Source organism: Flavobacterium sp., assembly GCF_035292545.1.
Classification (GTDB): Bacteria; Bacteroidota; Bacteroidia; order Flavobacteriales; family Flavobacteriaceae; genus Flavobacterium.
In genome coordinates, this window is sequence record NZ_DATDPV010000031.1 from 1 (window position 1) to 17,300 (window position 17,300).

12 protein-coding genes are annotated in these 17,300 nt (G+C 35.2%); 6 read left to right on the forward strand and 6 right to left on the reverse strand.

The window, feature by feature from the left end; genetic code table 11:
- The coding region (locus tag VI621_RS04645) for a TonB-dependent receptor (protein ID WP_324217214.1) at positions 1–1,813 on the forward strand (1,813 nt) is incomplete at its 5' end.
- Positions 1,814–1,984: 171 nt separating this feature from the next.
- On the opposite strand, the gene VI621_RS04650 is transcribed toward VI621_RS04645, so the two are convergent.
- Together VI621_RS04650 and argS are read right to left on the reverse strand one after the other, a co-directional pair.
- Positions 1,985–2,455, reverse strand: a complete 471-nt coding sequence (locus VI621_RS04650; RefSeq protein WP_324217215.1) for a hypothetical protein — start codon at positions 2,453–2,455, stop codon at positions 1,985–1,987.
- A 113-nt stretch (positions 2,456–2,568) separates the two neighbouring features.
- Complete coding sequence (gene argS / locus VI621_RS04655) at positions 2,569–4,347, reverse strand: arginine--tRNA ligase (protein WP_324217216.1); 1,779 nt, start codon at positions 4,345–4,347, stop codon at positions 2,569–2,571.
- A 296-nt stretch (positions 4,348–4,643) separates the two neighbouring features.
- Between argS and VI621_RS04660 the strand changes: the two genes are divergently transcribed.
- Positions 4,644–7,046: a TonB-dependent receptor domain-containing protein gene (locus tag VI621_RS04660; protein WP_324217217.1), complete on the forward strand. Its 2,403-nt coding sequence runs from the start codon at positions 4,644–4,646 to the stop codon at positions 7,044–7,046.
- 105 nt (positions 7,047–7,151) lie between these two features.
- Here the strand turns inward: VI621_RS04660 and VI621_RS04665 are convergent, their stop codons facing one another.
- On the reverse strand, positions 7,152–8,159 hold the full coding sequence (locus VI621_RS04665) for a beta-ketoacyl-ACP synthase III (protein WP_324217218.1): 1,008 nt from the start codon (positions 8,157–8,159) through the stop codon (positions 7,152–7,154).
- 289 nt (positions 8,160–8,448) lie between these two features.
- Between VI621_RS04665 and VI621_RS04670 the strand changes: the two genes are divergently transcribed.
- Positions 8,449–10,860 carry a S9 family peptidase gene (locus VI621_RS04670; RefSeq protein ID WP_324217219.1) on the forward strand — a complete coding sequence of 804 codons (2,412 nt, stop codon included), beginning with the start codon at positions 8,449–8,451 and terminating at the stop codon, positions 10,858–10,860.
- A 57-nt stretch (positions 10,861–10,917) separates the two neighbouring features.
- Here the strand turns inward: VI621_RS04670 and VI621_RS04675 are convergent, their stop codons facing one another.
- The 3 genes from VI621_RS04675 to VI621_RS04685 all read right to left on the reverse strand — a co-directional run bounded on the left by VI621_RS04675 (position 10,918) and on the right by VI621_RS04685 (position 13,180).
- Positions 10,918–11,862 (reverse strand): ABC transporter ATP-binding protein, encoded by a 945-nt coding sequence (locus tag VI621_RS04675; RefSeq protein ID WP_324217220.1) that lies wholly within the window; start codon positions 11,860–11,862, stop codon positions 10,918–10,920.
- Between the two features lie 131 nt (positions 11,863–11,993).
- On the reverse strand, positions 11,994–12,689 hold the full coding sequence (locus VI621_RS04680) for an OmpA family protein (protein ID WP_324217221.1): 696 nt from the start codon (positions 12,687–12,689) through the stop codon (positions 11,994–11,996).
- 14 nt (positions 12,690–12,703) lie between these two features.
- The gene (locus VI621_RS04685; protein ID WP_324217222.1) at positions 12,704–13,180 is read right to left on the reverse strand and encodes a hypothetical protein; all 477 of its coding nucleotides are present in this window, start codon (positions 13,178–13,180) and stop codon (positions 12,704–12,706) included.
- 179 nt (positions 13,181–13,359) lie between these two features.
- Between VI621_RS04685 and htpG the strand changes: the two genes are divergently transcribed.
- From htpG to VI621_RS04700, 3 genes are all read left to right on the forward strand, one after another.
- A complete protein-coding gene (gene htpG / locus VI621_RS04690) occupies positions 13,360–15,261 on the forward strand; it encodes a molecular chaperone HtpG (protein ID WP_324217223.1) in 1,902 nt (633 codons plus the stop codon).
- A gap of 109 nt (positions 15,262–15,370) precedes the next feature.
- Positions 15,371–16,183, forward strand: coding sequence for a hypothetical protein (locus VI621_RS04695; protein WP_324217224.1), 813 nt, complete (start codon positions 15,371–15,373; stop codon positions 16,181–16,183).
- Positions 16,184–16,375: 192 nt separating this feature from the next.
- Positions 16,376–17,296, forward strand: a complete 921-nt coding sequence (locus tag VI621_RS04700) for a DMT family transporter (protein WP_324217225.1) — start codon at positions 16,376–16,378, stop codon at positions 17,294–17,296.
- The last annotated feature ends 4 nt before the right edge of the window (positions 17,297–17,300 follow it).

Consider the following 17,300-nt stretch of genomic DNA (forward strand, 5'->3'; position numbering starts at 1 on the left):
GACTCACGATCAAAATTTATTTCTTTGGAATGGAATCAGGATGTTTCAAACTGGACACTTTTTCGGGTTGATATCTGCTTTTAATCCTTCTCTGGCGCATACGATCAAAATTTATAAAAATGGAAGTTCAGCTTTTTATGGAGAAAGTGTTTCGAGTGTTGTTGATATTTCTTCTCATACCAAAGAAATCAAAGATTCAAACACAAGCATTGGCGCTAATATGATTAGTATGGAATTTTATACCAAAGTAAAAACTTCTTCGACAGGCTCATTTGAAATTTCTGCAAGACGTTCTTTTACTGATTTTGTCTCATCTCCAACTTACAAAAAATACTATACTAAAATTTTTCAGAACACAATTGTGACCAATTTGAATGACAATCAAGTAGTTGATTACAATTCAGATGAAGACTTTTATTTTTATGATTTCACGGCACAGTATCAAAAAAAAATCGGAACAAAAAACGAAATAATCATTGATTTTATTGGTATTAATAATCGACTAAAATTTTCCCAAAACACGATAATAGAGACCATTCCAATTTCTAAAAGCAGCAATCTAAGTCAGCAAAATTACGGTGGAAATCTTAATTGGAAAACCAATTGGGACAACCGTAATTCGAGTCAATTAATTTTTTACGGTTCATATTACAATTTAGATTCAAACAATCAGTCTATTGAGAGCAACCAGGTTACAGACCAGCAAAATAGTGTTTTGGACACTGGTTTTAGATTAGAAAATCAGCATGAAATAAACTCCGTTTTTAGTTTTAATAATGGCTATCAGTTTAATGAAATTGGTATTTTGAATACCGATAAAATCAATACGCCCTCTTTTTACAGGAAAATTAAAGAAGTGCTTCGAAGCCATGCTTTAATTTTGGAAACGCAATATCATTCGAAAGAAAACAAGACTTTTTTAAAAACCGGAATTCGAATAAATTATCTTGAAAAATTCAATAAATTTATCGTTGAACCAAGAATTCAGTTCAATTATGCGCTCACAAATACTTTGAAAGCCGAAATATTAGCCGAAATAAAAAGCCAGAATGCTTCGCAAATCATTGATTTACAGCAAGATTTTTTAGGGGTTGAAAAAAGACGTTGGACTCTGGCCAATGATGGAACTGTTCCTATTCAAAAAAGCCAGCAGGTATCATTTGGTTTTACTTATACAAACAAAAATTGGCTCATTACTTTAGATAATTTTTACAAAAAAGTAACCGGAATTACCAGCAGTAGTCAAGCTTTTCAAAATCAATTAGAGTTCCTGAAAACAAATGGAGATTATACGGTTTTAGGATCCGAATTTTTAATTCAGAAAAATTTCAATCATTTTTACACTTGGATGAGTTATAATTTTAACGATAATAAATATGCATTCAAAGAGTATCAAACTGAGAGATTCCCTAATAATTTTGAAATTGAACATACTGTCACTTGGGCAGGGATTTATGAATGGCACAACCTAAAAATAGCCCTGGGCAGCAAATGGCTTTCTGGCAAACCTATCACAACGCCTTTGAATGACGAAGTTAATTTAGACAATCCCACTAACCCAAAAATTAACTATAACAAACCAAATAATGAACGCTTGGACGATTATTTTCAACTCAATTTTTCAGTATCGCATAATTGGAATTTGAATTCAAAAACAAAACTTCAAATGGGGATTTCTGTTTTGAACGTTTTAAACAAAAAAAATGTTCTAAATCGTTATTATCGAATTAGCACTACCAATAATTCAATCGAAAGTGTCAATAATTATTCTTTGGAGCGAACCCCTAATTTAAGTTTAAAAGTGAGTTTTTAAAACAATCCCATTTTTTAAGGAATTCTGATATCTGAGAATTAAAATGCGACACAATGCTATTTATAATTTATTGATGTATCGATTTTAGAATTTTATTTTGAAGCCATACTGAATATTTTAATAAAAAAACCAGTCTATAATAGACTGGTTTTTTTATTAAAATATTTCTATCTAATTTTTTTCAAATGTGAGATAATCTGTATTTTCGCTTCCGCCACTAACATCTACGAGTTCAATTTTAGTAGCTGTTCTGGAAATAATATCCCAATCATCAGTGATATCCTCAAAAAATGGAGGAGATGCAAAGTAAATATTAAAATCGACTTTATCATCAGGACTATCATCGTTACTAATATTATTGGTAACGCTCCAGGTTCCTGTATTAGTAATAGTCCCATTGGTTGCAGTTAAAACATTTCCACTGCCAAAAGTAAAATTATATCCGGTAAAATGATCGGTCTCATTCTGGGTATGATCTTCATAAAAGGTGACCCGCCAAGTGCCTTGCATCATTGCATTAACTATTGGCGTTACATCTACCACAGGTTGTGATGAAGAAGAATTATTGTCCGAATCACAGGAGGAAACAGTACTCAATAATAAAAAAATTACTAAAACGGAATAAAACGAAATATTTTTCATAATATAAAATATTAAATTGTTGTTAATCAGTGTTAAACAAATTTAAATATTTTAATTTAAATAATTTCTTAAAAAGACATTAAGTCGATAGGAAGCCACTTAATCTCTTCAAACTACATTCTTTCCGGGACGTGAATTCCTAATAATTGAAATGCTGATGCGATTGTTTCTGCTACTTTTTTAGACAATTGCACTCTGAATATTTTCTTCGTTACATTTTCTTCCCCTAAAATAAATACGCTTTGATAGAATGAGTTGTATTCTCTAACCAAATCATAGGTGTAATTTGCAATCAATGCCGGGCTGTGATTGTGCGCCGCGTTTTGAATTACTTCCGGATAGACTTCCAATTGTTTTAGCAATTCTTTTTCTTTTTCGTGTAATTCTGTCATTTCTGTTTTTGCAGTATAATCAAAATTCGCTTTACGCAAAATCGATTGGATTCTTGCATACGTATATTGGATAAAAGGCCCCGTATTTCCTGCAAAATCTACTGATTCTTCCGGGTTGAAAAGGATTCGTTTTTTGGGATCCACTTTTAAAATATAATATTTCAACGCACCCATACCAATGGTGTTGTAGAGTTTTGTTTTTTCTTCGCCGGAATACCCTTCCAATTTTCCTAAATCTTCAGCAATTTTCTGGGCCGTTTCGGTCATTTCATTCATTAAATCATCGGCATCGACTACGGTTCCTTCGCGGCTTTTCATTTTTCCGGAAGGCAAATCGACCATTCCGTAAGACAAATGGAATAGGTTTTTAGACCATTCGAAACCCAATTTTTTCAAGATCAGGAACAATACTTTGAAATGATAATCTTGCTCATTTCCAACCGTGTAAACCATTCCGCCCACATCCGGATAATCTTTGACACGCTGAATGGCGGTTCCAATATCCTGTGTCATATAAACGGCTGTTCCATCAGAACGCAATACGATTTTTCGGTCTAAACCATCCTCGGTTAAATCGATCCAAACGGAACCATCCGGATCTTTTTCGAAAATCCCTTTCTCCAAACCGATTTGAACCACATCTTTTCCTAATAAATAGGTATTGCTTTCATAATAATAACAATCGAAATCAACGCCAAGATTTTTATAAGTGACTCCAAAACCATCATAAACCCACTGGTTCATGGTTTTCCAGAGTTCGATTACTTCTGCATCCCCAGCTTCCCACTTCAAAAGCATTTCTTGGGCTTCTATTATAATTGGCGCTTGTTTTTTGGCTTCGTCTTCGGTTTTTCCTTCGCTCATTAATTGGGCGATTTCTTCTTTGTAGGCTTTATCAAATGCCACGTAATAATTTCCAACCAATTTGTCTCCTTTTAAACCCGTACTTGCTGGAGTTGTTCCATTTCCGAATTTCTGCCAGGCCAACATCGACTTACAGATATGAATTCCTCTATCGTTGATGATTTGGGTTTTGTATACTTTTTTACCGGATGCTTTGATGATTTCGGCAACGGAATAACCTAAAAGATTATTACGCACGTGACCCAAATGCAACGGTTTGTTGGTATTTGGTGAAGAATATTCTACCATTACCGCTTTGTCTTCGGGATTTGGCGTAACGAAACCAAATTTTGCTTCGTCTTTGATTTCATTGAAAAAATTCAAATAATATTGATCTGAAATAACAATGTTTAAAAATCCGGAAACAACATTAAAGCTATCTACCTCAGCCGTGTTTTCTACCAAATAGGTACCGATTTTGTTTCCTAATTCTACCGGACTGCTTTTAATCACTTTCAATAACGGAAAAATGACCATCGTGATATCACCTTCAAATTCCTTGCGGGTCGCTTGAAATTCAACTTTGTCAATGGCAATGTCAAATAAAGCCTGGACAGCTTTTTCAATAGAAGGCGTAAGAATCTGAGATAATGTCATTTTATGTGATTTTAAGGGGGCAAAGATAGTCATATTGCCGCAATTTGAAAATTGGAAAACAAGATAATTTAAACCTCATATTATGGCATTTGCTTCTTTAAAATAATAATTACATTTTTTTTTCAAAAATAGCTGTAACATTTTACGCATTCTATAGTCTATTGGGTAACTTTTAATAGTTGTGACTTGTTAAAAATGTTAAAATTTATTTAAAATAGTACTATGCAATACAAGCTAACGAAATAAAGAAATACATTTGCACCATCAATCAAATTTTCAATCAAATAAAATCACTCATGAATTTCAAATTAATTTTACTCTGCTTATTCGGAACTGTCTTTTCGATGCAAGCGCAAAATTCGGTCAAACCAGCACTTCTGGAAAATCCCGGAAGTATTTCCGGAAAGGTTGTGGACAAGAAAACCAGCGAACCGCTTTCTTATGTAAATATCGTTATAAAAGAAGATAACAAAGTAATTACGGGCGATATTACTTCGGACAAAGGAACTTTTTTAATCAAAAATTTGACTTTAAAAAACTATACTGTTGAAATACAGTTTATGGGTTACAAAACCATAACAAAAACGGTTTCCTTAACAACAGATAATAAAAATGTCAATTTAAACACTATTTTTTTAGAAGAAGATGCCATTCAACTGGATGGTGTGGAAATTGTAAGCGAAAGATCTACTGTTGAGCAAAAAATTGACCGGAAAGTAATCAATGTGGGTAAAGATTTAACGACTGCCGGAGCAACAGCCTCGGATATTATGGGCAATATCCCTTCGGTAAATGTTGACCAGGACGGAAAAATATCATTGCGCGGTAACGAAAACGTAAGAATTCTTGTTGACGGAAGACCAACTAATATGGATGCCGCACAATTATTAAAACAGATTCCATCGACTTCTATCAAAAAAATTGAGTTGATTACCAATCCATCAGCGAAATACAATCCGGAAGGAATGTCTGGAATTATCAATATTGTATTGCATAAAAATGCAAATGATGGTTTTAATGCAAGTATCAATTCCGGAGCTACTTTTGCCAAAACTCCAAAATTCAACAGCTCCATTGACATGAATTACCGTTCTGGGAAAGTCAACTTTTTTGGAACTTACGGTAATAATTTTGGTGATCAATTAAATGAAGGATTTGTAAGCCGCGAAGATGACAATTCTAGTCAGCTTTTCGATATGAAAAACACCAATAAAACCCATTTGTTTAAAATCGGAATGGATTATTATATCAATGATCACAATACGATTTCAGCCTATACCAATCAAAACTATTTTTCCGGAGACGGTTTCGTAAATACTACAAATGAGTTTGCAAATTCATCAAATAATTTTGCTTCAAATGATAAGTATATGAATGACAACACCAATGGAGCTTACAATCTGGCTTACAAACACTTATTCAAAAAAGAAGGTCACACTTTAGATTTCGAGACCAATTACAGTGAATTTGAAGATACGCAAGATGCTTTTTTTAATCCATCCGGAAACACGACTTTGGATCCATATCAGGATAATAGCATCACAAACCGATCAAATACTACTTTGAATTTAGATTACGTAAATCCATTAAACGAAAAATCAACTTTAGAATTAGGTGCAGAATCACGTATTGTAAGAACTGATAATGATTATAAAACCAACGGAACTAATACAACTGATGCTAATTATACTTATGATTTAGATATTTATTCGGCTTACGTTACTTTTGGACAAAAATTTAAAAAATTCAGTTACCAATTGGGTTCAAGATTCGAAAGTTATAAAGTAAATGCAATTTTAAATGGCGCTTCGGCCTATAAAGATGATTATATAACCCTTTATCCATCAGCATATTTTACTTACGCTTTAAGCGAAAAAAATAATTTTCAATTGAGTTACAGCCGTCGTGTAGACAGGCCAAGTCTTGAGCAAACCTCTCCAATTAGAGAATTCAGTACCCCAAGATTAATTTCGATCGGAAATCCGCAATTGGATCCGCAATTTACCAATTCGATGGAACTGAACTTTACCCGTACATTCGAAAAAGGATCTTTGACAACCGGTGTTTTTTATAGAATCATCAATAATGAAATCAATAGGGTTTTATATCCAAATCCAGACAGTCCGGGAAATCAAATCATGAGTTTTGATAATTTTGATAACAACACCGCTTTTGGTTTTGAAATATCGACAAATTATAAAATCAACTCTTGGTGGGATATTCAGCCGGCCATTGATTTCTCCAGTATCAAACAGCAAGGATTGATTTCTGTGCTAAATACAGACACCAATGAATTTGATTTGGTCAATAAAAAAGTAACCGCTAATGCTTTTAACGGAAGAATCAACAACAACTTCAAAGCAACAAAAAAATTAAGTTTCCTTTTATTTGGGTTTTTCCGAGGTGGTGTTGACGGATTACAATTCGCCAGTAAGGATATGTATAAAATTGACGCAGGTGCCCGTTACAGTTTCCTAAAAAATAAAGCAACTTTGAGCATCAGAGCCAATGATATATTCGATACGATGAAATTTGGTTTTGAAGGGGAGCATCCTTATCCGCAAAACGGACAATTCAAATGGGAAAGCCAATCTATTTTTGTTAGCCTAAACTATAGATTCGGTGCTGGAAAAAACAAAGCATTACAACGCAAACAAAGAGAAGACAACACCAAACAAGGCGGTGGCGGAATGTTCTAAAAAAATAGTTTTAATAATTGGTTGCAAAAAGAAAAACCCGGAGTATGCCAACTCCGGGTTTTTTGATATAAAAAAGTTTCTATTTAGCACTAATAAAGGATGTTTTTACCACTTAATAATGGCACTTCCCCAAGTAAATCCACTACCAAAAGCAGCCAAAACCACCGTATCTCCTTCTTTAATTTTACCTTGTTCCCAAGCTTCTGTCAGTGCAATCGGAATAGAGGCCGCTGTCGTATTGCCGAATTTTTGAATATTATTAAAAACCTGATCATCGGTCAAATTGAATTTCTTTTGGATGAATTGCGAAATTCTCAAATTTGCCTGATGCGGAATCAGCATATCAATATCAGATGTCTTTAAATTATTGGCTTCCAAGCCTTCATTAATAACTTCAGCAAAACGAACCACAGCATTCTTGAATACAAATTGTCCATTCATATGCGGAAAATAACTTTCGTCATATTCATCATAATCTGCCAAAATATCAGTAACCCAGCGTCCGCCCATTCCTGGTGCTTTTACAATGAGTTCTTCGGCATGTTCTCCCTCTGCATGCAAATGTGTAGAAAGAATTCCTTTGGTCAAATCTTCTTCCCTGCTCAAAACGGCTGCTCCCGCTCCATCACCAAAAATCACCGAAACCCCGCGTCCGCGATTGGTCATATCCAGTCCGGTTGACTGTACTTCGGAACCAATCACCAGAATATTTTTATACATTCCGGTTTTTATGTATTGATCGGCAACTGACAAAGCATAAATAAAGCCAGAACATTGATTTCGAACATCTAAAGCACCAACGGTTCTCAAACCCAAATCACGCTGCACCAAAACCCCGGGTCCCGGAAAATAAAAATCCGGACTCAAAGTGGCAAAAACCACAAAATCAATATCTTCCCTCGCAACACCTGAACGCTCAATTGCAATTGTGGCGGCTTTCACGCCCATCGTTGTCGTGGTATCTTCTCCGCGGATAATGTGCCTTCTTTCTTTAATTCCAGTTCGCTCCTGAATCCACTCGTCGCTCGTGTCAATAATTTTCGATAAATCCTCGTTGGTGACCACATTATCAGGAACATAATAGCCCAATCCTGTTATTTTTGAATGATACATATATTGTTATTTTATTAAAAATAAGAATGTAAATTTAAGCATACTAAAAAATATACAATGCAATCTTGCGATTTTTTAGCAATTCGACATTTATAAATTTCAGGAGCTGTTTCCAGCTATCCGTTACAAATGAAATTCACTGAACTCCAAATAAAATAAAAATTCGGTGAAGTAATCTGGGCTAGGCTAATCGTTTAAAAGAAATATTTATTTTCAGATGTAACAAGATTGAACTACTTTAGACCTATCATAACAATCATCCTTTCATTAATTTAAATTAGTTCAAACTATGAAATTAAAAGTTACCACACTCCTATTTCTATGCCTGGGTTTAACCACTTTTGCACAAGAAAACCTAACGTATCAAAAACCGTCCAAATCAATTTCGGATTTGGCTGATTACGAAAGAGCGCCTTCGGTGTCTATGGATACCAAAAAAGAGTACATGCTTTTGACCTACCGAAATACTTATAAAACCCTGGACGATTTAAATCAGGAAGAATTGCGTTTGGGTGGTTTACGAATCAATCCGATTACGAATATTTCGAGCACCGTTACCTATATCAACAACATCAAATTACGAAAAATAAAAGACAAAAACGAAGTACAAGTGGCTGGCTTACCAGTAAATCCACGTATCAGTAATTTGTCATGGTCGCCAAACGAGAAGAAAATCCTGTTTTCTCACACTACCAATTCCGGAGTAGAACTTTGGGTTTTAGATATCGTTTCGGCAAAAGCCACAAAATTGACAGAAGCAACCGTAAACGCCAATCTTGGAAACCCGTTCAGCTGGTTCAATGACAACACTACTATTTTAGTGAAAATGTTGCCAAAAAACAGACCTGCTTTATTGGATGCTAAAAAAGATTTGCCTTTAGGTCCGATTATTTCGAATGCCGATGGTTCAAAATCACAAAACAGAACCTATCAGGATTTGTTGAAAAACAAAACCGACGAAACCAATTTTGAAAATATCATCACTTCAGAGTTATATAAAGTGAACATCAACGGAACCGCAACTTTATTCAAAAATGCCAATCGTTATGCGGGTGAAAGTTTTTCTCCTGATGGTAATTTTCTGATGCTGACCACCATCGAAAAACCATTTTCCTATATAGTTCCTTTGAGTCGTTTTCCTCAAAAAACAACCGTTTACGATTCAAATGGAACCGAAATTAAAGTAGTCAATGAAGTGCCATTGAACGAAATTATGCCAAAAGGATTTTCATCGGTAAGAAAAGGAAAAAGAAGCATGGGCTGGAGAACAGACAAACCGGCAACGTTAGCATATGTTGTAGCTCTTGACGAAGGAAACCAAGCGAATAAAGTGGCTTTCAGAGACGAAGTTTTTCTTTGGAATGCACCATTTTCTGCAGAGCCAACTTCTTTATTGAAAACACAACAACGTTACGGAGGAATTATTTGGGGAAATGACAATGTTGCCATTGCTTCAGATGACTGGTATGATACTCGAAATACCAAAACCTATTTAATAAATCCATCCAATCCAAATGAAGCGCCAAGAGTAATTTCAGATAGGAATTCACAAGATATTTATGCGGATCCGGGAAATTTTGAAACCATCAAAAATCAATATGGGAAACGCGTTTTGGCCATAGAAAATGACAAGGCCTATTTAATGGGTGACGGTTTTACGAAAGACGGACAATTTCCTTTTATAGATGAATTCAGTTTAAAAACGTTGAAAACCACTCGTATTTATACTTCAACCTACAAGGATAAAAAAGAGGATTTATTATCGATAGAAGATTTCAAAAAAGGAGAGGTTTTGGTACAAATCCAATCTAAAAATGATTATCCAAACTACTTCTTTAGAAACATCAGACAAAAAAACAAACTGACGCCGATTACGACCTTCAAAAATCCTTTTGAAAGCATCAAAAATGTGAGTAAAGAAGTGATTAAATACAAGCGAAAAGACGGAGTCGAATTATCCGGAACTTTGTATTTACCGGCGGGTTATGATAAAGTGAAAAAAGAAAAACTGCCTTTATTAATTTGGGCTTATCCGGCGGAATACAAAGACAAGAATTCTGCGGGACAAAGCAGCCAAAACCCAAATGAATTTACGTTTCCAAATTATGGTTCATTCGTATATTGGGTAACCAAAGGCTACGTAGTTTTAGACGATGCTTCGTTTCCGATTATCGGGGAAGGAACTACGGAACCTAATGACAATTTCATCACGCAATTGGTCGACAATGCAGAAGCAGCAATTAATGCGGTAGATGCTTTGGGTTACATCAACAGAAAAAAAGTGGCTGTTGGCGGACATTCGTACGGTGCGTTTATGACCGCCAATTTATTGACACACTCCAACCTTTTTGCCTGTGGAATTGCACGAAGCGGGGCATATAACAGAACCCTGACTCCTTTTGGATTTCAAAGCGAACAACGCAACTATTGGGAAACTCCTGGAGTTTACAACACGATGTCTCCTTTTATGAATGCCGACAAAATGAAGACGCCTTTATTGTTAGTTCACGGAGAAGCCGATAATAATCCGGGGACTTTTACATTGCAAACTGAACGTTATTTCCAAGCCTTGAAAGGATTGGGCGCACCTGCAAGAATGGTAATTTTACCAAAAGAAAGCCACGGCTATGCAGCTAAAGAAAATATTCTGCATTTGCTTTGGGAACAAGACCAGTTCTTGGAGAAATATCTGAAAAATTAATCAGATACCAGATAATAACGAAAAACCCCGAATTTATATATTTCGGGGTTTTTTATTTTAGGCGATCATCAAAGTTACTTCCTGATTCAGATCCAATTCCGAATCATGTTCGAAGAAAATCACCCTGCGGTCAAAAACTGCCTTGATCAGATAATGACTTCCTTTAAAATAGGATTGCTTAACCACCACTTGGAGCAAACCATTATCTACTACTTTGAGTTGATGCGGATACAACAAAATGGTTTCGTCTTCCCCTTCTGTAAAAGTCAGTTGTGACAATTGCAGTTCATTCACTTCTCCAAAAAGGGAAGCGACATATTTATTTAACGGATTGTTATATAAATTAGAAGAAGGTGATTTTTGCATCAATTTTCCATCGTATAAAACCAAAGTTTCATCGGCAAAGGACAGCGCATCGGCACTGTCATGGGTCGCAACCATAACAGTGATTTCTTTGGATTTTAAATAGGCAAACAAATTTCGGCGGAGGGCGTTTTTTCTGAAATTATCAATATGGCTAAACGGTTCGTCAAGCAATAAAATCTCAGGTTCTAAAGCCAAAACACGTGCTAAAGCGACACGTTGCTGTTGACCTCCGCTTAGAAACTTCGCTTTAACATTCGCATATTCGGTCATTTCTACAATTTCCAATAATTCCTGAGTACGCTGTTTTTTCAGCTCGGGATTGGTATTAGACAGAAACTTACCCACATTTTCTTCTACGGTTATGTAAGGCATCAAATCGAAATCCTGCGACAAATATTTGATAAACGGCATTCCGGGAACCAAATGGAACTTCGGACCTAAAACTTCAGTTTCGTTCCAAAAAACATGTCCTTCATCTAAATCATACAAGCCATAAATCAACTTTAAAAGCGTACTTTTTCCGCAGCCGCTTTCGCCAATTACAGCGATATTCTGTCCTTTATTTACAGTGAAATTGATATTCTGGATAACGGCTTTTTCGGTATAACCGAATGAGATATTTTGAACTTGAAGCATTGGTCTGAAATGAAAATTTGAGTTTGCAAAGATAGTTTCTTCAGCAAATTAATTCGTTGAAAATTAAATTTTATGTACAAAAAAACCGTCGGATTACGACGGTTTTTAGTATGTTCAAAATCAATGGATTTCTAGTTTCCTGATTCTTTTTTAGCTTCTTCAATCATTTTCTCATTTGCAGTAATAGCAAACTCAACACGACGGTTTTGGCTTCTTCCATCAACAGTTTCATTTGATGCAATTGGGTCAGCAATACCTAAACCAGTTACACTGAAACGGCTTGAAACTAATCCTTTGCTTATTAAATATTTTCTAACCGAAGCGGCTCTTTCACCAGAAAGTTTTAAATTATGTTCCGGTGTACCTGTGATATCAGTATAACCATAAATCATGATATTGGTATCTGGATATTCTTTGAAAACAGGAACCAACTTATCTAAATTTGCTTTTGCTGTAGTAGTCAAAGTTGATTTGTCAGTATTGAATCGTACTGCATTTTCATTCAAAACCAATTTGATACCTTCTCCTGCACGAACCACATCAGCTCCTGGAAGCGCATTGTCGATTTCTCTGGCTTGTTTGTCCATTTTGTTTCCGATAACGCCACCGGCAACTCCACCTACAACACCGCCTAAAACAGCACCTAAAGCACCATTCCCGCCTTTTCCAAGGTTGTTTCCAAGAATTCCTCCTATTACTGCTCCACCAACAGCACCTATTGCAGCACCTCTTTGTGTTTTATTCGTATTTTTTACCGCTTCACAACTTGTAAAAACGGAACCCATTGTCATAATTAAAGCCAATGCAGCTATTGTAATCTTTTTCATATCTATATTTTTAATTAGTTAACTTTTTGAAATTGATAAACCACATTAGTCATTGTTCCTCCTACATCAATTTTATCAATCAATTGGAAAGAAGATTCTGATTGGTTTGCTACCTTAAGTATGTATCCGTCTCTTACTTTTTTTGCTTTTTCACCAGCGTTAAGCACTTTCAATACAAACTGGCTTTCTCTGTTTACAAACCAGGTAATTGGCGAACTAAATGCAGGACATCCTACTTTTGTCAAAGCCATTTCACCTTTGTTGTTGTTTGAAATGAACTTCCAGGTACTTCCTTCAAAACATTTTGAATCTGCAAGTTGAAAAGAATTTACTTTGATATATTCTGAACCTGGATATGTAACAGAACTGATTACCCAGTTGCCTTTCATGCCAACCTGTGCTTGTCTGTCTAAGCTTGTTTCTGTTACCGATTTTGATTTACATGCAAAAAGCAAAATTGCTAATGTGCTTAATAAAATTATTTTTCTCATCGTATGATGCATTTTAGATTTATAATACACAAATATACAATGCAATGAAATCTAAATTGTTGTAAAATTACTTTTTTTTGTTGCAAAATTCTCACTTACGACAATTTGTCATTTACCCATTATTTGGTATTCTATTTGAAAGCCTATTTAGTCTAATGTAAAACCTTAAAATTCAAAATATGACAACTGGAAAAATTAATGTTTCGGTAGAAAATATCTTCCCTTTAATCAAGAAATTCTTATACAGCGATCACGAAATCTTTTTGCGTGAATTGATTTCGAATGGGACGGATGCAACACTAAAATTAAAGCATCTGACAAGTATTGGTGAAGCCAAAGTAGAATATGGCAACCCAATTATTGAAGTGAAAATCGATAAAGATGGCAAGAAACTTCACATAATCGATCAGGGATTGGGAATGACTGCCGATGAAGTGGAAAAATACATCAATCAGGTCGCTTTTTCAGGTGCCGAAGAGTTTTTAGAAAAATACAAAGATTCTGCCAAAGATTCCGGAATTATCGGTCATTTTGGATTGGGTTTTTATTCTGCTTTCATGGTGGCTTCAAAGGTGGAAATTATCACCAAATCATATAAAGACGAACCTGCTGCACACTGGATCTGTGACGGAAGTCCTGAATTCACTTTGGAGCCTTCGGACAAAACCACTCGCGGAACCGAAATAATTTTGCATATCGCTGAGGATTCATTAGAATTTTTGGAAGAATATAAAATCAAGGAATTATTGAGTAAGTATAACAAGTTTATGCCTATTCCAATTAAATTCGGAACTAGAACTGAAAAAATTGAACAAAAAAAGGGCGAATTTGTTGAATCTGAAAACAAAGACGAAATTTTTACAGAAGTAGAAGTAGACAACATCATCAACAACCCAAATCCGGCTTGGACCAAACAACCAACGGAATTGTCGGAAGAGGATTATAAAAATTTCTACCGTGAGTTGTATCCAATGCAATTTGAAGATCCATTATTCCATATTCATTTAAATGTAGATTACCCGTTCAACCTGACTGGTATTTTATATTTTCCAAAATTAGGTTCTGATTTACAGATTCAGAAAGACAAAATTCAATTATACCAAAATCAGGTTTATGTAACCGATAATGTAGAAGGAATTGTTCCGGAATTTTTGACCATGTTAAAAGGAGTGATTGATTCACCGGATATTCCTTTGAATGTCTCCCGTTCCGGTTTACAGGCAGATGCAGCGGTGAAGAAAATTTCGAATTACATTACCCGTAAAGTGGCCGATAAACTGAAATCATTGTTCACAGAAAACCGCGAGGATTTTGAGAAAAAATGGAATGATATCAAAATCGTTTTGGAATACGGAATGCTTTCGGAAGACAAATTCTATGAAAAAGCAGGTGCATTTGTATTATACCCAACGGTAGACGACAAATACTTCACTTTAGAAGAATTAAAAGAAACTTTAGCTGCAAATCAAACCGATAAGAGCGGAAAATTAGTAGTGTTGTATGCTTCTAACAAAGACGCGCAACACAGTTATATTGAAATTGCGAAAGACAAAGGATATGAAGTATTATTATTGGACTCTCCGATTATTTCGCATTTAATTCAAAAATTAGAAGGTGATAATCAAAACGTGACTTTCGTCAGAGTCGATTCGGATCATATTGATAATTTAATCAAAAAAGAAGAAGAAACGATTTCAAAATTATCTGACGAAGAGCAAGAAAATTTGAAAACGGTTTTAGAAACTTTAGTGCCAAAACAAAAATACTCAGTTCAACTGGAAGCCATGGACAGTCAGGCGGCACCTTTTATCATCACGCAACCGGAATTCATGCGAAGAATGAAAGAAATGAGTCAGTCTGGTGGTGGCGGAATGTTTGGAATGGGCAACATGCCTGAAATGTATAATTTAGTGGTGAACACAAATTCTGAATTAGCAACAAGCATTTTGAACACAAAAGATAAATCAGCACAGGAAAGTTTGGTAAAACAAGCGTTAGACCTGGCGAAATTATCGCAAAACCTATTAAAAGGCGAAGAATTAACCGCTTTTGTAAAGAGAAGTTTTGAAATGATAAAATAAACGTTAATTATAGAATTAAGACAAACCTGCAAGCTAACGTTTGCGGGTTTTTTTGTATCTTTATTGAACCAAGTCTTTTCATAAAATCTTAACCATAACTTCAAAGATTATGAAAAAAATAACTGCTGTACTGCTTGTTATTCTTGGAATAACTTCAGTTTTTGGACAAAAAAGTGATAAACCGGAATTTATTGGAGAAAACTTTAGTTTAGAAGGCGCTTTGGCAATGTTCAAAAAATCGAAATCTTTGGAAGAATTCGAAAAATTGCTTAATCAAAAAGACAATAACGTCAACAATCTTGACCTTAATAACGACAACAAGATCGATTATATTACCGTTTTGGATATTCATAAAAAAAATACCCATGTTATTGTTTTAAGCACTTATTTAAATGAAAAAGAAAAACAAGACATTGCAACAGTTGGCATAGAAAAAATTGGTGTCGCTGAAGCGATTCTTCAGATTGAGGGCGATAAGCAGTTGTATGCCGCTAATACCATTGTTGAACCATTTGACATTAAGGAAATTATAGACAAATCGAAAGGCGGTCCAAATGTTCCTGAAATTTTGCTCGAAAGAATTTTGGTAAATGTTTGGTTATGGCCATGCGTTCGTTTCATCTATGATCCTGATTATACTGTTTGGGTTTCCCCGTATCAATGGGAACTTTATCCAAAAGGCTGGAAACCTTGGAAACCTTTTCGTCACGCTATATTTGTTACCCAATCTGCACCACATCAAATTTATTATCACAAAACGCCAACCCATCATGTGATGGCAGCCAGAAAAGTATATGCACCAAGAAGACATTCATCAAATTTGGTAGTACAAAACCATCTGGAACCCAAAGTGGTCCTCAAAATTAAAAGAGGAAATATAAAAGCGGTTAAAGTTTCAAAAAAAGGAAGAAAATACCTTTAATTTTTCACGAGTCACAACATGAAATCAATTGCAGGAGTGGAGCTACCCGTCTATAAAACAAAACAAAATTGGATTACATTTAAATTGGAATGCAAAATAAAGCTTTGAACTGTCTTTTCCGAAAAAATTATAAGTCACCGTTCATAACTCACAACTAAATCCTATCTTTGCCGGCTTTTTAAAATTGAAAAAATGTTTGGAAATAGAGTGTTAAAAGGAGTTGTCTTAGTAGGATTAGGTGCAACAAGCTATGGAATGCTGGCCACTTTTGTGAAATTGGCCTATAGCGACATCGGAATTTCAGGAAAACCATTTACTCCGGCTGAAGTAATTACCTCTCAGTTTATTTTAGGAATTTTAGCAATCCTTTTAATCAATGCTTTTCAAAAAGCAAAGAAAGGAACAGCAGTAGTTAAAGCTTCCGCAAACAATATTAAGCAACTAATGCTTGCGGGTACTTCAACAGGATTAACCAGTATATTTTATTATTTAGCGGTTATTTATATTCCGGTTTCAATTGGGATTGTATTGTTAATGCAAACCGTTTGGATGGGTGTTTTACTGGAAATGATACTGGAGAAAAAAAGACCTTCAAATATTAAAATTATTGCGGTTTTTATAGTTCTGGTCGGAACCGTTTTAGCAACAAACCTGATTCAAAATGAAACGGAATTGGATTGGCGTGGGATAGTTTTAGGACTGCTGGCTGCAGCTTCCTTTACCACAACGATGTTTGCTTCCAGCCGTGTGGCAATCGAAATTTCTTCGGCACAACGCAGTTTATACATGCTTTTAGGGGGTGCCGTGGTGGTATTTATCTTTGCGATAGCAACGCAAAACACCCCTTTTAATTTTGATATTTTCTATAAATGGGGAATTCTTCTGGCTATTTTCGGAACCATAATCCCTCCGATGTTAATGAATGCTGGCTTTCCGCATACCGGAATTGGGTTGGGAAGTATTGTAGCGTCGCTGGAATTACCCGTTTCCGTAACCATGGCTTTCATTATTTTAAATGAAAAAGTTGTTTTTACCCAATGGCTTGGAATTGTCCTGATTATTTTGGCGATTATAATTATGAATATCAATTTCAAGAAAAATACAGCCCGCTAAAATT